Source organism: Streptomyces sp. NBC_01116, assembly GCF_041435495.1.
Lineage (GTDB): Bacteria > Actinomycetota > Actinomycetes > Streptomycetales > Streptomycetaceae > Streptomyces.
In genome coordinates this window covers 4,514,692-4,536,918 of the sequence record NZ_CP108644.1, presented here as the reverse complement: position 1 = coordinate 4,536,918, position 22,227 = coordinate 4,514,692, and the positions used below count along the sequence as shown (strand labels likewise).

Genomic DNA, 22,227 nt, shown 5'->3' with positions numbered 1-22,227 from the left:
ACAGCCTCCAGAGACCATGACAGTCCAAGCTTCCTCACGAGGAAACGCAGGTCAGACCCATTCCAGCGGCCCAAGAACCGCTGATTCCCAAGCTTAAAGCGGGAGTTCGATTCTCTTCACCCGCTCCACGACTGAGGCCCAGGTCATCGACCCGGGCCTTGTTTGTTGTCTGGACTCGTCTACATGCTCTCCCCTGACCGGAACTGAGCGAGGACATCTCTGACCGGAAAGTCGCACTGGCTCTTATCTTGCTCCCAGAAAGCGATCACCTGAGCCGTAGCCTCCGCCGTCTCCGGAGGCTACGGCTCAGGTGATCGGAGCGTATCGGCGACTTCTGCCGTCTCGGGCGCCCAGCGCCGGGCCCGGCTAAGGGCTGTCCCTAATCCCTGGTGGATCAGCGTGCGGCGTCAGATGCGGTGCATCGCAAGGCGGAGGGGCGTCCGCATACTGGATGTATGGGGATGTTCCGATAACGCGGCGAGGTGCCGTAGCTGTCGTCGCGCGCCCGCCAGGGATCACGGGACAGCCCTTAGGCACGCTCGGTACGCACTCGAGGTCGGAGAGGATCGCGCACATCATGACCTCGAATTCGGCCGTGAGTTGATCCCCGACTCAATGGGCGCCTGCGAGCGCGTGACCGGCTGTCCAGTGGTTGTCGATCATGAATGTCCGCCCGTACGGAGCCGGGGTGTGTCCGGGTACCGGGCCCGTGTGCCTCGCCCGGTCCGGTGCTGTCGGCCACACGGTGGAGCTGCACGAGGGTGTTGTCGCCCTCACGGCTGATGGTGCCCGACCCCAGGGCTCTCCGAGCAGGAAGCTCTCGACGCTGCCGCTGGACGGCTTTCGGCTTCCCTGAGGGCGCCGACGCTGTCACGCCCGCGGTCCCGAATGCCATGGCCGGAGCCGTGGCGCAGAGAGTCGCGGCAGCCGACGTTTCCAGCTGCGGATGGCTGTGGCACGGGTAACGGCGCGTGAGGTCCGCGCTTATCAGGAGCCGGCGTTCCGTCATAGCTCCGTCCGGGTGACCCGGACGGCGAGTACCGCCACGTCGTCCCGTTGCGGGATGTCCGCCAGGCCCTCGGAGAGGGCTTCCAGGAGGAGGGGCAGGGGTTTGCCGTAGTGGCGGGCGAGCACGGCAGTCGTGCGGGCGGTGCCGACGTCGATGTCCGCGTCGCGGCGTTCGACCAGGCCGTCGGTGTAGAGGAGGAGCACGCTGCCCGGCGGGAGGTCGCGCGTGTGGTCGTGGCGGGGCGGGTCGCCCTCCGACGTGCCGAGGAGGAGCAGATCGTGGTCGCCCAGGGACAAGACGCCTCCTTCCGGGGTGTGCAGCAGCGGCGGCGGGTGTCCGGCGTTGGACCACGTCAGCCGCCACCGACCGTCGTCGAGGTCGAGGCGGGCGTGGACCGCTGTGGCACCCAGACCCAGGGGCAGGGTGCCGATGGCCCGGTCGATCGCGTCGAGGGCGGCGGAGGGAGAGTGGGCCGGGTCGTCGAGGCTCGCCTGTCGGAGCATGCTGCGGATCTGGCCCATCACTGTGGCGGCCTGGACGTCGTGCCCGATGACATCGCCGATCGAGACCATCAGGGCGGTCCGGTTCGCGGGCGGCACCGTCGGCAGCGGATACGCGTCGTACCAGTCGCCGCCGACCATGTCCTGGTCGGCGGCCGGCAGGTACAGGGCCGCCATGTCCAGGCCCGGCACGTCCGGCAGCTCGGTGAGCATCGCGGCCTGCAGCTGCTCCGCGGTGCTCAGCCGGTTGGCCACGAAACGAGTGCGCTCCACCGCCTGGCTCACGTACCCCGCCACCGTGGTGAGGACGGCCTCCTCTGTCGGCGCCAGCACATGGGGGCGGGACCAGCACCACGTCAGGACACCGCGCCGGTCCGGCAGAGGAACGCACATCACGGACTCCAGACCCAGCGAGTCGTACCCGGCGACGGCCTCAGGCCCGAAGCCGCGCAGGAGCGTGGGGCGGTCCGGTACGAAGACGGCGCGTTGCTCGCGCATGGCCAGGGCGCTGGGGAAGGAGGCGTCCCACCCCAGATGGTCGATGGCGCTCTCCACCGGCCGTACGTCCTCCGGGTCGATCACGCGCCACAGCTTTCCGCCGTCCGCCAGGAGCAGGCCCACGAACGTGGGCTCGGCCGGCCCCTGGAACAGGTGGCGCAGGCGCCGGGTCAGATCTGTGAGATCGCGGGCGTGGGCGAGCTCGATGGCCGCGCGCAGAAGGAGGCCGGCGTGGTCGCGGTCCCGCTGGATCAGCTCCGAGGCGATCCTCAGCCTCAGCTCCATCGAGCAGGCCGCGGTCAGATCCTCAAGATCGCGCATCTCGTCCGCCGTCCACTCGCGAGGCTCGTGATCGATGGCGCAGAGCGATCCGAGGACATGCCCGTCCGCGTCGGTAAGGGGCATACCGGCGTACGCGACCACCTGAAGGTCGGGGATGGCGAGGCTGTCGCAGGTGCGGGAAGACGACCGGGTGTCGCTGAGGATCAGCGGCTTGCCGTCCGCGACGACGTGCTGGCAGAAGGAGTGGCTCAAGGGGGTTTCGCGCCGGGCCGCCCAGACCCCGGACAACCCGACCATCCCGGGAAACACCTGCCGGTCGGCCTCCAGCAGCGAGACCAGGGACACCGGAACGCGCAGAACGCGCGTGACCAACCGGGCGAAGCGGTCCATGCCGGGGTCGGCCGCCGCGGTCAGCCCCGCCAGCCGCAGCGCCTCCAGCCTCCCGGAGTCCTTCATCCTGCGGCCTCCGTCGACCTGGCGGGGGAAGACGTGACCTCTGTTGAGCGCATTATCCAAATATAAAAGGAAAAACCATGATGCCCCAGCTAGGGCCTGTCGTTTGAATCGAGCTCTAGACTGCCCGCATGACATCGGACGCGACGCCTGCCGAGGCTGGCGTGGCGGCCCCACCGGCTCCGCCGGAAAAGCCGTCGCGGGGCCGGAGCCGTACGGTGCTTCGGCTGTCTGTGGGGTTTTACCTGCTGGCGGCCGCGCTGATGCTGACGACCGGCCTGCTCGGCGCGCGCGAGTGGTACGTCGCGCTGGGATGCTGGCTGGTCGGCTCCATCGCGGTGCCGGTCGGCCACGGGGTGCGCGCGGGAGGGGAGATGGGCCGGGAGGCGTGGCGGCTGCGCACCCGCGGCGTCCTCGTCGAGGGGCGCCGGGTGTACGCCCGAACCTATGAGTTCACCGATGCCGCGGGGCGCACCCGCCGCCTCACCGACGACTACACGTCCGGTGAGCGAGTGGAGATCCTCCACGATCCCGCCCCAGATTGGGACACGGCCCAGATCGGCCGCCGCACCACGGGAACTCTGGTCTTCGCCGGCTGTGTCTGCCTGCTGTCCCTCGTCATGGCCGCGGCCCTGGTCGCCATCGGTCTGGCGGGGCCGCTCGCCGCTCTGGACGTCATCTCCCTTGGCCTGTAGGGGGCCCGCGTGAGGAGCGGCGATCCCAACAGGGCCGCCGGACGTCGATCGGACTGCCTGGGGCCTCTCGATTGGCTCAGGCCGACTCGCGGGGTCCGACATGATCCAATTCCGCGGCACACAGTCCGCATCCATCCGGCTCTGACTCTGACCCGCCGGACCACCACCGAGCACACCCCCCGCCAGGGTCCGCCGCACCGCTGCCTTGGTGCCCCATCCTTGCCCAGCAGACCCGCGGATCACGTTCTGCACTTCGTCAACGGTGACGACGATGACCTGATCTTCTGGAAGCGGCCGGGCGACGCGGTGGCGACGCTGCTGCTCAGTACCCGGGAATGGGAGCCTGCTTGGGTCACTCTGGAGTCGCTGATGCGGTCCGAGCTTCCGCTGCCGGAGTCCTCGGACTGCCTCGATAACCCGAACATTGATCTGTGGACCGCCGAGGAACTGGGCCTGGACCGAACCGAGCTCATGTGGGTGGCTGCGTGCTTCGCCTCCACCCGGCAGGCCGACGAAGGCCAGGAGAGTGAACTCGTCGCGTGCGATGGATGCCCGAGCTGTACCGGCGAGGAGCCCGAAGAACACGGCAGTATCGAAGCCGACGTCATCCACGTCTACGTACTCCCACGTCTACGTACTCCCCATCGACGAACAGGTCCGCATCGTCTGACGCGTCCCGGAGCCCACGACACCCCCGTCACCGGCTCCGTGAGCGCGAACGCCGTCCGGGGTGGGCCCGCGCGCGGGAGGTACGTGGTTCGTTTCGCGGCTGATCGAGGACTACGGGAACGAGTGAGTGGGGACAGCGATGCGAAGCAATGGTCGGATGCGGGAAATCCTGTGGGCGACGGACGTCGGCGAGCTGAATGACCAGGACGCCCCTCCCCTGTTCCGTGAAGTCGCCGGGCAGGGATGGTCCGTCACCGCATCCGGGGGGCGCGTGCTGACCGGTCTCCGTTCGGAGACGCCTGGCGCCTACGTCGACCGGCTCGCTGAGGAGACAACGGTCAACGGGAGAGGAATGACCGACTACGACCTCCCTGCCGCACCGCACGAACGCACGCCACTCCTCGTCCGGAGGTGCCTGGCGTACGTGTGCGCCTGCCTCCGGAAGGCGCAGGAGGAATTCGGCGACACCGAAGTGAGGGCGTACGTCTCCCTGTCCTTCGCCGACACGGATGAGGGCCTCCTCACCTCGAACATCACCTTCTGCACTCCGCTTCCCGACGTACGCCCCTACATCGCGGATCTTGAGGCCGTCACGTACTCGGCTGTCGCGGAGATCTCCGTGGAGGACTGTTCGGCGTGGTCGTCACCGCAGTGCTGAGGGCATCCCTGGAGAGCGCAAGATGGTCGAGATCGATGACGTCGGCAGAATTGCGGCAGGAGACGAACGTGGAAAGTTCGTCAGGATCGACGAACTTCCCGACGATCCGCCCAGCTACGTGATCCTCCTCGCCGAGGACCCGGAGTTTCTCAACGGGTGCGGTGATTACTGGGTGGAGAACCGCGAAGACCTGGGCAGGTTCTTCACGAAGCCCGTTGGGAAGTCGCACGGTCCCATCGTCGATGACCTATGCGTCTCGTACGGCCCCGTGATCACAGAAGATCTACGGCGCACAGGACCGACCATCGGAGAAGTCCCCAGCTCAGAGCGGGAGTTCAGCTCTCGTAAGGCCACGGTTGAGCGCGTGCGCGCTAGAATCCGCAGGTGGACGATGACAGGCTGATTACGGCGCGTGTTCGTATCCAGCTCGTACCGGCGGTGCTGGCACTGGCCAATCCGCCCTGGCAGCGGGATGTGTGGCTCGATCCGTCCACGTTCGAGAACCTGGACCATATCTTCCATGTCCTCTTCGACGACTTCTGCGATGCCGAACACCCGGAGCGGTACCTCGGCATCGGCCTGCGCACCGAAGAAGAGGTCGCGCTCATGCGGCAGCTCGGCGCCGCGCTCGACACCGCCGGGACGGAGGCGCCGGGCGAGACCGACGTGGAATACCTGCGCGCCGGCAGTTGGCCCCAGGTCGTGGCCGTCGCCGGTCGCCTCGCGCAGGTCATGATCGCCAATGACCTTCTTGAACTTCTCGCACTGCATGAGGACCGGGTCGCGGCCGAGGCGCCGCAGTAGGGCCGGGTGCGGCACCGTCCGGAGAGGCCGACAGCATCGGAGTGACCCACGTGGACGAGGAGAGCGCGGTGCGCTCCCTGAGCGCTGCTGAGATCGTGGCTGCGGCGTGGTCCGCTGTGCTGTCCTACGGGCCCGATCTCATCGATCCGGCTGTGCCCCGAACCGCCTGCGCCCACCCGCCCTTGCGGTGCCTCCACCCCCTGGTGAGCCACGGCGTCCTGGTATCTGAGCCGGTGCACCCGGTGGCCGCGGACACATGACGTCGGTACGGTCTATCCGCTGGCCGAAGGCGGCTACCGCGTGCGCCGGGAGTCGGACAGAACCCTTCTCGGCGAGGTCGACTCGGTGGAGGCGGCCTACGAGTTGGTCGCCGCCCGTCTTCCGGACGGCTGCGGGCCCGCGATCGACGGAGCCTCTGACGACCTGTGATCATGGAACACTCCCGCGAACCCCGCATGCGGGGGCCTCGGCTCCTGGCCGGTCTGCCCCTGGGGGCCGGTGCCCGCCCTCCGAAGGAGGGGGAGTTGCTCCGGCGAGGTCCCGGACGATACCGATCAGGCCCTCGCCGCCCTTGAACTCCACTCCCTGACGGAGGGTCTGGCCCTGCAACTCGGATCCGACCCCGACGCCGCCGCCTCCCGCGCCGCCCTCACCCTCGTCACCGCACGCGTCCAGGCCGTCTTTCCGGGGCGTTGCCGCCAGTACGAGTAGCCCAAGGAGGGAAGAGCCTCACATGATGCACACCCGTGAGAGCCTGTCCGCCGAACTCCGGCTGCTCCGGGACCGCCCGAGCGCAGGAGGCGGAGCCGGTGCGGGTGCCGGTGCTGGTACGCATGCGGGCGCCGATGCCGGTACGCATGCGGGGGCCGGTGCCGCGCCGCCCGTTCTCTCCCTCTTCGCCGTCGACGTGTCCGGGGACGGCGCGGCGTACGAACAGCGTCTGCGGTCGGTGCTGTCCGCAGCCGTACGCATCGGCGGCCGCGCGGAGTCCGAGCAGGAGAGCCTGCCGGTCCACGGCGTGCCGGACTGGTTCATCGCGGCGAGTTCCGGGGGCGAGGAACGGGCCCCGCAGTTCGCACGGGCCGGGCGGGGCCGGTACGTGGAGCACACCGGGGGCGGCCGGCCGTGGGAACTGCGGGACTGGCTCCACCGCTTCGGGCCCGACGAGGACTCCCGGGGCTGGGCCTGGTGGGACGCCACACAGGTCGGACCGTCCCGCGTCCACATCTGGGTGGACAGCTGGGGGGAATCCTTCTTCGGGTGCCAGGATCTGCTCTGGGCCGCCCATGTGGCGGGCGCGGTCCGCGTCGACGGCCCCACGGTCCACCGCTCCGGCGTGTGGTCGGCGGAGCGCAACGCCACGCACTGAAGCGGCTACCGGCCCCATTCCGGCGGCGGGCGGGCGCCCTGGGCCCGGCCACCCACCGCCCCGCCACGCATCGCCCGACCATCCGCCGCCGCCGCCGCCGCAGTGATACTTGACCGATCGTTTCACTATCGCCTAGAGTTCAACCGTGGCCAGAACCAAGGAATTCGACCCGGAAGCCGCACTCCAGTCAGCGCTCCAGCTGTTCTGGCAGCGCGGCTACGAGGCGACCTCGATGGCGGACCTCGTCGAGCACCTCGGCATTGGACGCGCCAGCATCTACGCCACCTTCGGCAACAAGCACGAGCTGTACCTGAAGGCGCTGGACCGCTACAGCGAGAACAGCGACTCGGACCTGCTGCGCGAACTCTCCCAGCCGGGCTCCGCACTGCCCGCCGTGCGGACGGCGGTGCGGCGGTTCGCGGCCGAGGCGAACGCCGACGACCTGCGCGCCAGAGGCTGTTTCATCACCAACACAGCCGCCGAACTGGGCCCGCACGACCCGGCGGCGGCCCGCCGGGTCGAGGCGAGCTGGGACCACATCGAGACGCTGCTGCACTCGGCGCTGACCCGGGCCCAGGCGCAGGGCGAGCTGCCCGCGGACCGTGATCCGCAGGCACTCGCACGGATGCTCCTGGTGCTGATGCAGGGCCTGCGGGTCGTCGGCAAGGCGACGAAGGAACCCGGCCGCGTGCGGGACGCCGCCGAGCAGGCATTGAGCCTGCTCGACTGAACAGCACCGCCGCGAACGACACCTCTGAGCAGCACGCGCAGCACCGCACGGCACCGCACCGCACCGCACCGCCGAACAGCACCTCCCACGGAGGGGTGTCTGCATGACTTCATAACAGAACGTTCAGTCAAATATCGGGGGAGAAATGGCCGGCCAGCAGAGCTGGAGCACCACGACCGAAAGAGCCGCCTCGGCAGCACCCGGGCACGCCCCCGGACCTGCCCCCGGACCCGCCTTCATCCTGCTCGGCGTCGTCCAGATGTCGCTGGTCTTCACGCTCACCTCGCTCGTCGTGCCGCTGCCCCGGATAGGCGACGCGTTCTCGCTCGACCGGAGCGACCTGATCCTCCTCAGCTCCGCCTACGGCCTGGCCTTCTCCGGGCTCCTCCTCTTCGGCGGTCGCGTCGCGGACCGTTTCGGCGGGCGTCGCGCCCTCACCGCCGGGCTGTTCGTCTTCACCGCCGCGTCCCTCGCCGCCCTGCTCGCCCCGGGCGCGGGGACCCTGCTCGCCGCCCGCTTCGCGCAGGGCGCCGGCGCCGCCCTCGCCGCGCCCGCCGCCATGGCCGTACTGCGCGCGTCCTTCCCCCGACCCGAGGCGTACGGGCGGGCGATGGCCACCTGGGGCGGGCTCTCGGTCATCGGCGCCACAGCGGGGCACCTGATCTCCGGGGTCATCTCGGCGCTCGCGTCCTGGCGCCTCGCCCTGGCCGTACCGGTCGTGGTGGCCGCCCTCGCCCTCGTCCTCGCGCCGCGGCTGCTGCCGGCGACCCCGGCCGGTGCGGGCCGTTCCCTGGACCTGCCGGGCGCGCTGCTCTCGACCGCCGGGATCACCCTGGCCAGCTACGGCCTCGTCCTCACCGAGGCCCGCCCCTGGGGATCGGCGGCCGTCCTCGTTCCGCTCATCGCCGGGGCCGCACTGTTCACGGCCTTCCTGGTCGTCGAGCGCCGGCTGCGCGACCCGCTGCTGCCCCTCGGATTCCTCCGCGACCGTCGCCGGGCCCTCGGGCTCGCCGCCATCGGGCTGACGGCCGCCGGGACCGCCACCACGTTCACCCTGCTCTCGCTCCACCTCCAGCAGGACCGCGGCTGGTCGGCGCTGGCGACCTCCGCCGGCTTCGTCCCCTTCGCGGTGGCGCTGCTCGTCTCCGGCCGTACGGCGGGCCCGCTCATCGCCCGGTACGGGGCGCCCGCCGTGACCGCCGCCGGGCTGGCGGTGGCCTCGGCGGGCCTCGCGCTCATCGCGCTCACGGGCCTGGCGCCGCACCACCCCTACGCCTACGGGCTCCTCCCCGGTCTGCTCCTGCTGCCGGCCGGCGCTGCCGCCGGCTTCGCGGCGGCCTCCGTCCTCGCGACGGACGGGGTGGAGCCGCGACGGACCGGGCTCGCGGGCGGCGTCATGAACACCGCGATGGAGCTGGGCCCGACCTTCGTCCTCGCCGCCCTGCTCACGCTCGGTTCCGACAGCACCTCACTCGCGGCGACGGCGGTCCTCCTCGCCGTCGCCGCGTTCATCAGCCTCCGTACCGAGTAGCCCGAACGAGCAGGCTGCCCTCCGGCCGCCCCGTGGCCGCGCGAGCGCCTCGCCCCTCAGCCGAACACTCCGACACCTCGTACCGCACGTCTCATATCTCGTACCGTCAAAGGGAGTCATCGCCATGCCCGCACGCTTCACCGACAAAGCCGTTCTCGTCACGGGAGCGGGATCCGGCATCGGCCGGGCCGTCGCGCTCGCCTTCGCCGCCGAAGGGGCCTCGGTGGTCGTGGCCGGACGTACCGCCGCACCGCTCGACGAGACGGTCGCCCTCATCCGGAAGGAGGGCGGCTCGGCGGTCGCGATCCCCGCGGACGTGACCCGCTCCGAGGACGTCAGGGTGCTGGTCCGCCGCACCGTCGAACACTTCGGGAGCCTCGACGTCGCCGTCAACAACGCGGGCGTCTTCCGCGGCGGCACCACCGTCACCGACCTCCCCGAGGAGGACTGGCGCACCCAGCTCGACATCAACGTCACCGGGGTCTTCCTCAGCCTCCAGGCCGAGATCGCCCGGATGCGCGACCAGCCCACCGGCGGCGCGATCGTCAACATCGCCTCCAACCTCGGCGCGCACACCCGTATCCCGGGCGCGGCCGGCTACCTCGCCACCAAGGCGGCCGTCGCCGCCCTGACCCGGGCCGCCGCCCTGGACCACATCGCCGACGGGATACGCGTCAACGCCGTCAGCCCCGGCGCGACCGCCACCACCATGTCGCTGCATCCGGGCGAGACCGAAGCCGGCCGCGCCGCCCGGATGAAGGACGAGTCGCCGCTGGGGCGGGTCTCCTCCACCGCCGAGGTCGCGACCGCCGTGCTGTATCTGGCCTCGCCGGACGCCGCTTCGGTGGTCGGCAGCGACCTGGTCATCGACGGCGGCGCCTCCGCCTGACCGCGGTCCCGGAGCGTGCGGCGGGCGCACCGGGACCGGCCGGCCGGGTGTCCGGGTGCCTCGACGTCCGGGCGCGTTATGCCTGGACGCCCCAGGGTGCCCGGACGCCCGCGTGCGTCAGCCGTGCATCGCGGAGGTGTACGCGAACAGAGCGATCACGCCGGCCACGCACACGAGGATCACCCAGGAGCTGAACCCGGTGTGCCTCCCCCTGCCGTTCCGCCGCTGGGACCTGCGGGACGTGCGGGACTTCCCGGACCGCCGGGGCCGTCCGGTGTCCTCCCCGTCCGGAGCGGGCCGCGAGGCGTCGGCGGCCGCGTCGGCCAGCAGGCGCCGGCAGGCCGCGGCGAGCACGCCCGTACCGGCGGAGAGGGGCACCACGGCCTCCGAACGCGCCGGTGCGGTGGTGCCGCCGTCCAGGATGCGCCCCGCGCGTACGAGGATCTCGTCCCGGCCGCCCGCCGGAGCGAGGCTGATCCACCGCCGCACGTGCTCGCCCCGGATGACCATCCCCCCGGACCGCTCCCGGTACACGGTGTGCTCCCGCCACAACAGCGTCGCCAACTCCTGCGCGATGTCTCTCAGTTGTGCGCCCACCATCCGTCCCCCCACCTCGCATCGAATCGAACAAGCATCGAACTCTACTGGCGGGCACGTCTGGGCGGGCATCAGCCCCACACTCCACCCCTCACGACCGCCGCACCCGTACCGCCCGGAAGCTCCGCCGGGCGGCTCCATCGGGCGGCTTCATGGGACCGGTCGCGGCCGGTGGTGGTCGGTGCAGTGACCGTCGAAGGCGCGGGTCAGCGGTGGACTTCGGCGTGATGGGCCCGCTGATCGCATGGCGGGCGGGCGTACAGCTGGAACTGAGCGCGCGGAAAGGGAAGTTGCTCCTGGCGGTGCTGAGCCGACCGGGCCGGCCGGTCGGCCTCCTCGGCTCCAGGGGACGCGGCACGTTTCGAGGACCGGCGGGCGCGGCCCGGACGGCGCGCTGCCGACCGGTGAACGGAGCCTCCCCCACCGCACGGGGCTTCGCTCAGCGCATGCGGATTCCCCCACCGCACGGGCTTCGCTCAGCGCACGGGGTATCCGAAGGAGTAGCCCTGCTCCTTCAGCCAGGGCAGCACCTCGCGCAGCGCGGCCAACGTCTGCGAGCGCTCCCCGCCCGCGTCGTGGAAGAGGACGGTCGGGCCGTTGGAGACCTCGCGCTTGACGGTGGCGACCATGGTGTCCGCGCCGGGGTGCTCGAAGTCCTTGGTATCGACGTTCCAGCCCAGCGGCCGCATCCCGTGGGACGCGGCGAGCTGCCTGCTGTACGGGGTGAACGCGCCGCCCGGGGCCCGGTAGTACTGGGAGCGGACGCCGCCGGACGCCTTGGTGATCATGCGTTCGGCGTCCAGGATCTGCTGGGACTGGTAGGCCTCGGGCTTGGTGTCCATGGCGGTGTCGTGCGAGACGGTGTGGTTGCACAGCCGGTGGCCGTCCGCCACGACCTGCTTGACCAGGTCCGGGTAGGCCCGGGCCTGGGTGCCCACCATGCAGAACGTGGCCTTCACGCCTTCGTCCTTCAGCAGGCGCAGCACCTGCGGTGTCCAGACCGGGTCCGGTCCGTCGTCGATGGTGATGTTGACGCCCCGGGCCCCGCGGTCCGAGGCGTGGGCGATGTCCACCGCCACCTTGTCCACGGGCCGGTCGCGCTCGTCCGGCGAGGCGACGCTCACCGCCGGACGCCCCCCGGTGGTGTCGGCCTGGGCGGTCCACACCGAGGTGGCGGCGGCCAGCGCCGTCACGCCGAGCGCCGCCGCGAGGAGCCGGCTGTGCCATGCCCTTCCCTTGTGCTTGCCCATGTCCGCCCGCCCCTTTTGCCGTCTTCACCGATGCCGTGCACCCATCCAGACAGGCGAACGTTCCGGTGGGCTGCCTCGGTTACCGATCGCGGACACAGCTGGAGGGAGCCGGCGACAAACGAGGCCCGTGGAGAGAACGAGGGCCGCGGAGAGACCGGAGGCCATGGAGAGACCGGGGCCGTGGAGAGACCCGGGCCGTGGAGAGACCCGGGCGGCGGGCCGTACCGGGTCAGCGGGCGGAGGCCGGTTCCGTGGCGTCGCCCCCGGGCCGGTCGCCCTCGGCGAGGGTGTGCGCGACCAGGGCGTTGGCGTGGCCGTGGCCCAGTCCGTGCTCGGACTTGAGCCAGGCGACCAACTCCATGTGCTTGGTCAGCGGGGAGGTGCGGATGAGGCCCTTCCACTCGGAGACCGGGCGGCCGTACTTCTTCTCGATCGAGGGGAAGTAGCTGGCAGGGCCCTTCACGGCGTCGGTCATGACGTGTCCCGTCTGTAGTGCCCTCCCCGTCCGGAAGGCGTCGGAGATATGACCGGGAGTGGACGGTGAAGTCATCGGCACACGGCAGTGGTTCAGGTCACATCTCCGCCCCCGTGCGCCGCGCCTCCGGCGACCGGACACCGGAGGCCGACTCCGTTCTTTGCTCAGGCTTTACCCGGATCGGGGCCGGCGCCGGGATGCCCACGCGGCGGGAGCGCGTTGGGGCCGGGTGGACACCCCGGCTAATCGACAGGAAACCGACGTGACAGACGTGACGACCGACGTGAAGAACGATGTGACGAGCGATGTGACGAGCGATGTGACGAGGGACGTGTCCAACGGCCTGGCCACCGACGTGACAGGCGCGGCAGCCCCCACGAGCGCCGAGGCGTCCGCAGCCCGCGCGGCCGACGCCCTCTCCCGCCCGTTCACCGTCCGCGGACTCACCAGCCGGAACCGGATCGCGATGGCGCCCATGACCCGGCAGTTCTCCCCGAACGGCGTTCCGGGGCGGGACGTGGCCGACTACTACACCCGGCGGGCCGCAGGTGACGTCGGGCTGATCATCACCGAGGGCACCTACGTCGACCACGCGTCCGCCGGGACCAGCGACCGCGTCCCGCGCTTCCACGGCGAGGAGGCGCTCGCGGGCTGGGCCGACGTGGCGGACTCCGTGCACCGCGCGGGCGGCGCGATCATCCCGCAGTTGTGGCACGTGGGCGTCACCCGGACCGAGGGCGCCGGGCCCGTTCCGGACGCCGAGCCGGTCGGCCCCTCGGGCCTGTCCCTGAGCGGCGAGCCCAAGGGGCGCGCCATGACGCAGCAGGACCTCGACGACGTCATCGCCGCCTTCGCCGACGCGGCGGCCACCGCCGAGCGCATCGGCTTCGACGGCATCGAACTGCACGGCGCCCACGGCTACTTGATCGACCAGTTCCTGTGGTCCGGCAGCAACCGGCGTACCGACGCCTACGGTGGCGACCTGGTCTCGCGGACCCGTTTCGCGGCCGAGATCGTCGCGGCCTGCCGCGCCGCCGTCTCCGACGCCTTCCCTCTCTTCTTCCGCATGTCGCAGTGGAAGGCGGACGCCTACGACGCGAAGCTCGCCCGGACCCCCCAGGAGCTGGACGACCTGCTCACGCCGCTGGCCGAGGCCGGTGTCGACGTCTTCCACGCGTCCACCCGCCGCTACTGGCTGCCGGAGTTCGAGGGCTCCGACCTGAACCTGGCAGGATGGGTGAGGAAGCTCAGCGGCAGGCCGACCCTCACCGTCGGCTCGGTCGGCCTGGACGACGACTTCTTCAGCGCCTTCCAGGGCAACGATTCCAAGGTCACCGGCATCGAGCAGCTGCTGGACCGCCTGGAGCGCGACGAGTTCGACATGGTCGCCGTCGGACGGGCGCTGATCTCCGACCCCGAGTGGGCGGCGAAGACCCTGCACGGGCGCACCGCGGACATCACCCCGTTCACCGCGGAGATGCTGACGACCCTGCACTGACCCGCGCGCCGCCGAGCTGCGCGCCGCCGGGCCACCGCGCCGCCGCGCCACCGAGCTGGCGAGCCGGCGCCTACGCCCTCTTCGCCGCCGCCGGGAGGCCTGCGCGGATCGCGGTGATCAGGGCGCGGCTGGCCTCGTGGGCGGCGGCGCTGCCCTCGGCGGGGGTGGTGCCGGCGCGCTGGTGCAGGACGACCCCGAGGACCAGGCGGGAGACTCCGGCGACCTCCTGCGTGGTGGCCCAGACGAGGTTGCCGCCGGCCGGGGTGGAGGAGCCGGTCTTCAGGCCGATGACCCCGTCGCGCCCGAGCAGCTTGTTGGTGTTGCGGAAGGTCACCCCGGCGCCCGGGGCCGTGACGGAGGCGGTCGCCACGATCCGCCGGAAGGCCGGGTCCTTCATGGCGGCCCGGGCCAGCCGCAGTTGGTCGTCCGCCGTGCTCCGCGTACTCGCCTCCATGCCGCTCACCCCGGTGTACGTGGTGGCGCGCATACCGAGTCCGGCGGCGGCCCGGTTCATCTTCGCGACGAACGCCTTCTCGTCTCCCGCGTCCCAACGGGCCAGCAAACGGGCCACGTTGTTGCCCGACGGGACCATCATCAGTTCCAGCAGCCGCCGTTGGGTGTACTCCCGCCCGGCGGCCACCGGGGCGGTCGTCTCGACGGAGGAGTACGACTCGTCGGCCGCCCGCCGGTCGGCGACCACCGTCGCGCCGGGGGCGCCGGCCCGCATCGGGTGGCCCTTCAGGATGACGTAGGCCGTCATGATCTTGGTGACGCTGGCGATCGGGACCGGCTTCTGCTCGCCCCGGGTGCCGAGGCTGCCGATCCCCTCGACCGCCACGCTCGCCTGGCCCTCACGCGGCCAGGGCAGGTGCATCGACCTGGCGAGCGGCGCCACCTTCTCCCCCGGCCCGGCGGCGGGGGCCGGCCCGACCGTGGACCTGTCGCCGCCGGCCGCGTACCAGCCGCCCGTACCGGCCACGAGCACCACGGCGGCGGTCAGCGGTACGAGGACCGAGCGGCGGGGTCGGAAGCGGGCACGTATACGGGGGCCGAAGCGGGCGCGGAAGCCGCTCCCGGCCTCCGGGGCGGGGCCAGGAGCGAGAGCAGGCACGGCGGGGGTGTCGGGAACGGCGGGGGTGTCGGGCATGGGCTCCTCCAGGTGACCGGTGCGGTTTCCCGTACCTCTGTCACCTTCGAGGAGCCGTTCTTCCGCACCCGTACAGCGCCGTTTCCGCACCCGCGAGAGTGCGTTTCGGTTCCGTATCAGGCCGGGCCCGGGGTCAGGTCGAGGGTCGCGAGCGCTCCGCCGCCCGGGACGTTCGCGAAGGTCAGGCGGGCTCCGAGGACTTCGGACTGCCCCAGGGCGACCGTCAGGCCGAGACCGTGTCCCCGGCCGCGTTCGCTCGCGCCGGTGCGGAAGCGCTGCGGGCCCCGCTCCAGCAGGTCGGGCGGGAAGCCCGGTCCGTGGTCGCGTACGGCGATCCGCGCCCCGGTGACGGTCACCTCGACGGGGGCCGCTCCGTGCCGGTGGGCGTTGGTCACGAGGTTGACCACGATCCGCTCCACCCGGCGCGGGTCGGTCTCCACCACCTCGGCGGCCCCGGCGTCGAGGTGGGTGTCCGTGCCCGTACGCCGCACCACGTCCGTGACCAGCTCGCCCAGCGGCACCGGGTCGAGGCGGGCCCGCTCGACGCCCGCGTCGAGGCGGGAGACCTCCAACAGGTCCTCGACCAGCGCGTTCAGGGCCCGCAGCCGGTCCCGTACGAGGCCGGTCGCCTCGTCGTCGTCGGGCAGCAGCCCGGCGGCGGTGACCAGGCCCATCAGCGGGGTGCGCAGTTCGTGCGCGACGTCTGCGGTGAACCGCCGCTCGGTCTCCAGCTTGCGCTGGAGAGCGCCCGCCATGTCGTCGACGGCCGCCGACATCTCGGTGATCTCGTCGCGGGCCCGCCCCGCGGAGCCGATGCGCGCGTCCAGGTCGCCGTCGGCGATACGGCGGGCGGTACGGGCTCCGTGGCGCAGCCGCCGATTGACCGGTTCGGTGGCGAGGGCGGCGAGGGGGACGACGAACAGGAGGGCGACGAGGACGGATTTCACGATGCTGCGGTCCAGGAGCTGGAGGCTCCGGACCTCGGTGCTCATGTCGTCCCGGACGACGAGGATCCGGTCGTCGTCGACGGCCACGGCACCCCACATCCAGTACCAGTTGGGCGGATCGACGTCGTACCAGGTGGCGTATCCGCCGTCGGTCTCGGGACGGCGTTCGGCGAGGTCGCGCGCCAGCGGCGGAGGCAGTTCGGCCCTGGTCCGCACGTCGATGTCGGCCGGTGCCCTCCCCGTACGGGAGAACTCCCGCTCGGCGGCGATCAGCCGGGTGAGGGTCCGGTCGTGGCCGACGCGCAGCCCGCGTTCCCGGGTCGCGTCGTGGACCAGGAGGCCGACGACGGCCGCGACCGCGCAGCAGGCGGCGGCGGCCAGTGCCGCGATCTTCCAGCGCAGGGCGCGGGGGTTGAAGAAGTCCACGGCGTCCGCCCGGCCGCTCAGCCGCGGACGAGTTTGTAACCGAAGCCGCGGACGGTCTCGATCCGCCCGCTGCCGATCTTCTTGCGCAGCCGCAGGACGCACAGGTCGACGACCCGGGTGTCGCCCTCCCAGCCGTAGTCCCACACGTCGCGCAGCAGCCGTCGGCGGTCGAGCACCGAGCCGGGCGCGGCGGCGAACTCCAGCAGCAGGCGCAGCTCGGTCGGCGTCAGCGACACGGTCTCGCCGGCCCGGCGCACCTCCATGCCGAGCGTGTCGACGCTGAGGTCTCCGAAGACCAGGACGTGTTCGGACCGGCCGGGCTTCCCGGCCGGTCCGGGTCCCTCCGCGTCCGGGCGGAAGGTGGCGCGGCGCAGCAACGCGCGGATCCGGGCGACCATGACCCCGGTGTCGACGGGCTTGACGACGTAGTCGTCGGCCCCCGCCTCCAGACCCGCGACCACGTCGAGGGCGTCGCCGCGGGCGGACATCATCAGGACCGGGACGGGGCTCTCCTCGCGGATACGGTGGCAGAGGCCGATGCCGTCGAGCGCGGGCAGCATCACGTCGAGGATCAGCAGGTCGTGCGCGCCCGCCCGGAAGGCCTCCAGGCCGGTGAGCCCGTCGGCGGCCACGTCCACCCGGTAGCCGTAGCGTTCCAGGGCCAGTTGGACGGCGCGGCGGATGGTGGCGTCGTCCTCGACCACGAGCACGCTGACGGGGGCCGGGCCCCGGGCTTCGGACACGCTGCCTACCTGGGCATTCGAGGTCTTCGAGGTGTTCAGGGTCATGGGTTTCGCTCGCATCGTAGTCGGGGGAGGGCGCGGGCCCCGGTCACCGGTCCACCCCCGCGGCGGCGGATTCGTCACCCGGGCGTCACCGGGACACCGTGGCCGCCACGGGACGTCACCGGCTCACCGTGGCCGCGACCGGGAGGTGGTCGCTGCCGGTGGCGGGCAGGGTCCAGGCGGCGCGCGGGGTCATCCCCCGCACCAGCACGTCGTCGATGCGGACCACCGGGAACGCGGCGGGCCAGGTGAACCCGAGCCCGTCGCCCGCCTCCCGTTGCGCCGAACGCAGCTGCGAGGTCACCGGGGCCAGCGCGCCGTCCTCGTACGTCCCGTTGAAGTCGCCCAGCACCACGACCCGGGGCGCGGTCTCCGCCCGGAGCGCGGCGGCCAGCTCGCGGGCCGCCTCGTTGCGCCGGCCCGTCGTGAAACCGGCCGCCGAGACCCTCACCGACGCCAGATGGACCGCGTACACGGCGACGGGCCCGTCCGGGGTCCGGGCCGTGGCGCGCAGGGCGCGGGTCCACGGCATGATCGGCACCGCCTCCACCTCCGCCAGCGGATATCTGCTCCAGATGCCGACCCCGCCGACCACCGCGTGGTGCGGGTAGGCGGTGGCCAGTTCGCGGGAGTAGACGGTCGCCGACGCGTCGGACAGCTCTTCGAGCGCCAGCACGTCCGCGCCCGCCCCGGCGAGGATCCGCGCGGTCCCGGCCGGGTCGGTGTTCCCCTCGCCCACGTTGTGGCTGACCACCGTCAGATCACCGCCGCCCGAACGCTTGTCGGTGAGCGCGCCGCCGAAGAGCGTGGCCCAGAAGACGGCGGGCACGAGCGCCGCCGCGACGGCGGTCCGGGACCGGCGTACGGCGGCGAGCCCGAGCAGCACCGGCACACCGAGGCCGGTCCAGGGCAGCAGCGTCTGGAAGAGACTGCCCGCGTTGACGCCCGCGTTCGGAATCCATCCGTGCAGCGCCATCGCCGCGGCCCAGACGAGCGCTGCGGCGGCGAGCCACGGACCGGGGCGGCGGGCGGCCCGACCGGCCCGACCGGCCCGACCGGCCCATCGGGTGGGGCCGGTGGGGGCGGGCCCGGGGGCGGGCTCCGCGTCCGTGGGAAGCGCTGCGGCCTCCGGTGGGCTCGGCACGGCTCTGCTCTCCTGACGTTCGCGCACACCGGGGATCGGGTACGTCGACAGCCTCCGGGAGCACCGCTTCCGGCTGGTCAGGGGTGTGCTTCGAGCACCGCACGGCTCTGTATCGGGTAGGTATCGGCAGGTGCTCGGGGGCGCGGTGTCAGGGCGGCCTGGCGGCGCGTTGTCAGGGGCGCGGAAGGCTCGGGGTCGCGGAAGGCCCTGAGGGCTCGGAGGTCCATGAAGGCTCGGGGGGCGCGAGGGGCTCGGGGGGCGCGGAAGGCTCGGGGCGGGCCAGCAGCGCCCGCGCCTCGCGCACCGCGTCCTCGGCGCTCTCCCCGCCACCCCGGTCGAACGCCTCCGTGAACGCCGGTCCGCCCAGGACGGCCCCGGCCGCCGCCGTGACGCGGTCGACGTCGGCCCGTTCGGCGGGCGGCAGCGGGGCTCCGGCACGGCGTCGGGCCGCGGCGGCCGCGCCGAGGAGGCGGGCGGCGCAGTCGGCCTCCGGCACGCGCCCCACCAGGGCCGCCGCCCCTGCCAGGCCCTCCAGCGACAGCGCCAGGGCGCGCGGCTCGGCGAGCACGCGGGCGACGGCCAGGCCACGCAGGTGGTGCGCGGCGGCCGGGCCCGCCTCGCCCCGGAGTTCGGCGATGAAGCCGAGCTCCGCGCAGAGCAGGTGGTCGCCCGCCCGGGACGACACGGCGGCGAACCCGTCGCGGATGCGCAGGAGGTGCGCCTCGGCCACGTCGAGGTCACCGGAGCGGCGGGCGCCGAGGGCGAGGCCCATTCCGGAGTGGATCTCGCCGTACGTGTAGCCCTGCTCGGCGGCGATGCGCCGCGCCCGCTCGTGCAGGTCACGGGCCCGGTCCCAGTCGCGGGCGAGCAACGCCAGCCGGCCGAGCCCGGAGAGCCGCGCCGACACCTCCGCCTCAAGCCCCAGCTCCCGCGCCATCCGCAGGCCCTCGTGCTGCCGTCGCCCGGCCTCCTCGTAAGCGCCCCTGATCTCGGCGAGCGCGGCGAGTGGCGACACCGTCTGCAACTCACCCCAGCGATCGCCCAGTTCGCGGAAGAGCGCGGCGCTGCGCAGCCCGTCGCGGCCCAGGCCCGCCAGGTCCCCGCCGACCAGCGCGAGCGTCGACCGCAGGCCGAGCGCGGCCGCGGTGCCCCACGGGTCGTCCGCGGCGGTGAACAGGGCGAGCGCCCGGGCGTTCAGCGCCTCGCCCCCGGCTGTGTCACCCGCGCTGAACAGGCCGTACGCGCACAGCCACAACGCACGGGCCCGCCGCACGGGGTCGACGACACCCTCGGCCGTGACCTCGATCCCGGCCCCGGTCCCGGCCTCGGTCCCGGCCCCGCCCTCGGCCCCGATCCTGGTCCCGCCCTCGGTCGCACCGGCGTCTCCGGCATCTCCGGTGAGCAGGGCGAACGCCCGGTGCAGGAGCACGAGTTCGGCCGTGTCCGCGGATCCCCCGGGGACGGCCGTCAGAACCGCCCGCAGACTCCGCCGCGCCTCGGTGAGGCGGCCTCGCAGCAGCCACCACCAAGCCAGCGCCGCGGCCGGCCGCACGACCTCACCCGCCGCAGCCTCCGCACCCGCCGCACCCGCCGCACCCGGGGCGGTCGGGGCGGTCGGCGCACCGGGAGAGGCCGACGCGCCCGGGGAGGCCGACGCGCGGCGGACCGCCTCGTCGAGGGCCGCCCGCAGATTCCCGGCCTCGGCGTCCAGCCGGTCCAGCCAACGGCGTTGCTCCGCGCCGCGCAGCCGAGGTTCGGCGCGCTCCGCGAGCGCGAGGTAGTGCCGCAGATGACGGTCGCGTACGGCCGCGAGGCCCTCCGTCGCGTGCAGTTGCTCCGTCGCGTACGCGGCGACGGACTCCAGGAGCCGGTAGCGGGGCCCGTCGGGACCGTTCGCCACGACCACGAGGGACCGGTCGACGAGCCGCCCGACGAGGTCGAGCACGTCCTCCCGGGCGACACCGTCCCCCGCGCACACGGCCTCGGCCGCGGCGAGATCGCAGCCGTCCCGGTGGACGGCGAGACGGCGCAGGACCACGCGCTCGGGTTCCCCGAGCAGCTCCCAGCTCCAGTCGATCACCGCCCGCAGAGTCTGCTGGCGGGCCGGGGCGCCCCGCTGTCCGGTGGTCAGGACCCGGAAGCGGTCGCTCAGTCGCGCCGCCAACTCCCGTACTCCCAGCACCCGTACGCGGGTGGCGGCGAGTTCCAGTGCCAGCGGGATGCCGTCGAGGCGGCGGCATATCTCGACGACGGCCTCGCGCTCGGGCCCGTCCGGATCGCGGGGGAAGCCGGGGGCGGAGGACCCGGCGCGCTCCACGAACAGCCGGGCGGCGTCGGCGGGCGGGAGCGGCTCGACCAGGAACACCGCCTCGCCCGCCAGGCCGAGGGGCTCCTGGCCGGTGGCGAGGACGCGCAGCCCGGGTGCGGTGCGCAGGAGCAGCTCGGCGAGTCCGGCGGCGGCGTCCACGACGTGCTCGCAGTTGTCCAGGACCAGCAGGGTCCGGCGGTCGCGCAGGGCGGCGGCCAGGCGGTGCGGCAGGGACAGGGCGCCGGGTCCGACGCCCGGCGCGGCGCTCGCGGCGTCGTCCCGGACGCCCAGGGCGGCGGCAACGATCTGGGCCAGGTCGGCGGGCGTGCCCGTACGGACGCCCGCGAACTCGACGAGCCAGACGCCGTCCCCCGGGCCGCCGCCTCCCGGCCCGTCCCCGCGACCCTCGCCGTCCGTGCCGTCCCTGCCGCCCACACCGTGCCCCGGGCCGCCCGCCGCCGCACGGTCCCTCTCGGCGGTGGCCGCGGCGACCGCCAGCCGGGTCTTGCCGACCCCGCCGGGCCCGGTGAGGGTCACCAGCCGCTCGTCGGCCAGGAGCCGGGAGATCCGGGCGAGCGCCCGGCGGCGGCCGACGAGGGGCGTGAGGGGCAGCGGAAGGTTCCCCTGAGGCCCGCGGGAAAGCCGAGGCGCCGGAGGACCTTGAGGTGCCGGAGGAGTCGGTGGAGCCTGAGGAGTCGGAGGAGCCTGAGGCGTCCGGGAAGCCTGAGGTGTCCAGGCAGACTGAGGCACTTGGGACACCTGGGATACCCGGGACACGTGAAGTCCCATCAGCAGCGGGTCCTGCCGGAGCACCGCCCGGTGCAGGGACGCGAGTTCGGGGCCGGGGTCGACACCCAGCTCCTCGACGAGCCGGCCCCTGAGGTCGTCGTACGACGCGAGCGCCTCGCTCTGGCGCCCCGCCGAGTAGAGCGCCCGCATCTGGACCGCGCGCAGCCGCTCCCGCAGCGGGTGCCGGGCGACGAGATCGGCCAGCTCTCCGGCGAGCAGCACGTGGTCCCCCGCCTCCCAGCGTGCCTCCGCCTGCTCCTCCAGCACGGACAGCCGCTGTTCCGCGAGGCGCTGGACGGCCTCCCGGGCGAACGCGGCGTCCGCGAAGTCCGCGTACGCGGGGCCCCGCCACAGCCCGAGGGCCTCGGTGAGCAGGGCGGCCCGCGCGTGGGGATCCCGTACGGGGCGGGCCTCGGTCACCAGGGCCCTGAAGCGGTCGGCGTCCACCTCGTCCGTACCGCGCTCCAGCCGCAGCCGGTACCCCGGGGGCTGGCGGACCACGCGGTCGCGGCCGAGCACCCGGCGCAGTTGGGAGACCTTGGCCTGGAGAGCACCCGAGGGATTCCCGGGCGGTGCGTCGCCCCAGAGGTCGTGGATGAGCCGGTCGGCGGCGACCGGGCCGCCGTCGTGGGCGAGGAGGTCCGCCAGCAGGGCCCGGACCTTGCGCTCGGGGACGACCACGTCGTTCCCCTCGCCGTCCCCCACCACCAGTGGCCCGAGCACCCCAAACCGCATACGCGCCACCGTACATGCGGGGAAAGGAGCCGGTCGTCA

The 22,227-nt window shown here is 72.8% G+C and carries 21 protein-coding genes; 12 read left to right on the top strand and 9 right to left on the bottom strand.

Annotated features, from left to right (window positions below; translation table 11 throughout):
- Positions 1–1,005: 1,005 nt before the first annotated feature.
- The gene (locus OG245_RS19785) at positions 1,006–2,745 is read right to left on the bottom strand and encodes a GAF domain-containing SpoIIE family protein phosphatase (protein ID WP_371624822.1); all 1,740 of its coding nucleotides are present in this window, start codon (positions 2,743–2,745) and stop codon (positions 1,006–1,008) included.
- A 230-nt stretch (positions 2,746–2,975) separates the two neighbouring features.
- On the opposite strand from OG245_RS19785, the gene OG245_RS19780 reads away from it, so the two are divergent.
- From OG245_RS19780 to OG245_RS19730, 11 genes are all read left to right on the top strand, one after another.
- Complete coding sequence (locus OG245_RS19780) at positions 2,976–3,437, top strand: hypothetical protein (protein WP_371624821.1); 462 nt, start codon at positions 2,976–2,978, stop codon at positions 3,435–3,437.
- A gap of 796 nt (positions 3,438–4,233) precedes the next feature.
- Positions 4,234–4,764 carry a hypothetical protein gene (locus OG245_RS19775; protein WP_371624820.1) on the top strand — a complete coding sequence of 177 codons (531 nt, stop codon included), beginning with the start codon at positions 4,234–4,236 and terminating at the stop codon, positions 4,762–4,764.
- A 22-nt stretch (positions 4,765–4,786) separates the two neighbouring features.
- Positions 4,787–5,167, top strand: coding sequence for a hypothetical protein (locus OG245_RS19770; RefSeq protein WP_371624819.1), 381 nt, complete (start codon positions 4,787–4,789; stop codon positions 5,165–5,167).
- Entirely contained in the window at positions 5,149–5,568 is a 420-nt protein-coding gene (locus OG245_RS19765) for a hypothetical protein (RefSeq protein ID WP_371624818.1), read from the top strand. Before OG245_RS19770 ends, OG245_RS19765 begins: the two co-directional genes overlap by 19 nt.
- Positions 5,569–5,609: 41 nt before the next feature.
- Complete coding sequence (locus OG245_RS19760; protein WP_371624817.1) at positions 5,610–5,828, top strand: DUF6193 family natural product biosynthesis protein; 219 nt, start codon at positions 5,610–5,612, stop codon at positions 5,826–5,828.
- Positions 5,794–5,997 (top strand): DUF6193 family natural product biosynthesis protein, encoded by a 204-nt coding sequence (locus tag OG245_RS19755; RefSeq protein ID WP_371627929.1) that lies wholly within the window; start codon positions 5,794–5,796, stop codon positions 5,995–5,997. The genes OG245_RS19760 and OG245_RS19755 overlap by 35 nt, the downstream gene beginning before the upstream one ends.
- A gap of 69 nt (positions 5,998–6,066) precedes the next feature.
- Positions 6,067–6,279: a TetR family transcriptional regulator C-terminal domain-containing protein gene (locus OG245_RS19750; protein WP_371624816.1), complete on the top strand. Its 213-nt coding sequence runs from the start codon at positions 6,067–6,069 to the stop codon at positions 6,277–6,279.
- A 22-nt stretch (positions 6,280–6,301) separates the two neighbouring features.
- Positions 6,302–6,937 carry a hypothetical protein gene (locus OG245_RS19745; protein ID WP_371624815.1) on the top strand — a complete coding sequence of 212 codons (636 nt, stop codon included), beginning with the start codon at positions 6,302–6,304 and terminating at the stop codon, positions 6,935–6,937.
- A gap of 145 nt (positions 6,938–7,082) precedes the next feature.
- Complete coding sequence (locus OG245_RS19740; protein WP_371624814.1) at positions 7,083–7,667, top strand: TetR/AcrR family transcriptional regulator; 585 nt, start codon at positions 7,083–7,085, stop codon at positions 7,665–7,667.
- 145 nt (positions 7,668–7,812) lie between these two features.
- Positions 7,813–9,198, top strand: a complete 1,386-nt coding sequence (locus OG245_RS19735; RefSeq protein WP_371624813.1) for an MFS transporter — start codon at positions 7,813–7,815, stop codon at positions 9,196–9,198.
- 124 nt (positions 9,199–9,322) lie between these two features.
- Positions 9,323–10,087, top strand: a complete 765-nt coding sequence (locus OG245_RS19730) for an SDR family NAD(P)-dependent oxidoreductase (RefSeq protein ID WP_371624812.1) — start codon at positions 9,323–9,325, stop codon at positions 10,085–10,087.
- Positions 10,088–10,204: 117 nt separating this feature from the next.
- On the opposite strand, the gene OG245_RS19725 is transcribed toward OG245_RS19730, so the two are convergent.
- The 3 genes from OG245_RS19725 to OG245_RS19715 form a co-directional block, all read right to left on the bottom strand.
- Entirely contained in the window at positions 10,205–10,687 is a 483-nt protein-coding gene (locus tag OG245_RS19725) for a hypothetical protein (RefSeq protein WP_371624811.1), read from the bottom strand.
- A 473-nt stretch (positions 10,688–11,160) separates the two neighbouring features.
- The gene (locus OG245_RS19720; RefSeq protein WP_371624810.1) at positions 11,161–11,934 is read right to left on the bottom strand and encodes a polysaccharide deacetylase family protein; all 774 of its coding nucleotides are present in this window, start codon (positions 11,932–11,934) and stop codon (positions 11,161–11,163) included.
- A 229-nt stretch (positions 11,935–12,163) separates the two neighbouring features.
- A complete protein-coding gene (locus tag OG245_RS19715; protein WP_371624809.1) occupies positions 12,164–12,409 on the bottom strand; it encodes a DUF4287 domain-containing protein in 246 nt (81 codons plus the stop codon).
- A 355-nt stretch (positions 12,410–12,764) separates the two neighbouring features.
- Here OG245_RS19715 and OG245_RS19710 point away from each other — a divergent pair, with 355 nt between their 5' ends.
- A complete protein-coding gene (locus OG245_RS19710; RefSeq protein ID WP_371627928.1) occupies positions 12,765–13,907 on the top strand; it encodes an NADH:flavin oxidoreductase in 1,143 nt (380 codons plus the stop codon).
- Positions 13,908–13,977: 70 nt separating this feature from the next.
- Here OG245_RS19710 and OG245_RS19705 read toward each other — a convergent pair whose 3' ends face one another.
- The 5 genes from OG245_RS19705 to OG245_RS19685 all read right to left on the bottom strand — a co-directional run bounded on the left by OG245_RS19705 (position 13,978) and on the right by OG245_RS19685 (position 22,188).
- Positions 13,978–15,054 carry a D-alanyl-D-alanine carboxypeptidase family protein gene (locus OG245_RS19705; RefSeq protein WP_371624808.1) on the bottom strand — a complete coding sequence of 359 codons (1,077 nt, stop codon included), beginning with the start codon at positions 15,052–15,054 and terminating at the stop codon, positions 13,978–13,980.
- Positions 15,055–15,170: 116 nt separating this feature from the next.
- Positions 15,171–16,427 carry a sensor histidine kinase gene (locus tag OG245_RS19700; protein WP_371624807.1) on the bottom strand — a complete coding sequence of 419 codons (1,257 nt, stop codon included), beginning with the start codon at positions 16,425–16,427 and terminating at the stop codon, positions 15,171–15,173.
- Positions 16,428–16,444: 17 nt separating this feature from the next.
- Positions 16,445–17,215: a two-component system response regulator CseB gene (cseB, locus tag OG245_RS19695; protein ID WP_371624806.1), complete on the bottom strand. Its 771-nt coding sequence runs from the start codon at positions 17,213–17,215 to the stop codon at positions 16,445–16,447.
- Between the two features lie 115 nt (positions 17,216–17,330).
- Entirely contained in the window at positions 17,331–18,356 is a 1,026-nt protein-coding gene (locus tag OG245_RS19690) for an endonuclease/exonuclease/phosphatase family protein (RefSeq protein WP_371624805.1), read from the bottom strand.
- 172 nt (positions 18,357–18,528) lie between these two features.
- Positions 18,529–22,188: a BTAD domain-containing putative transcriptional regulator gene (locus OG245_RS19685; RefSeq protein WP_371624804.1), complete on the bottom strand. Its 3,660-nt coding sequence runs from the start codon at positions 22,186–22,188 to the stop codon at positions 18,529–18,531.
- Positions 22,189–22,227: the final 39 nt, after the last annotated feature.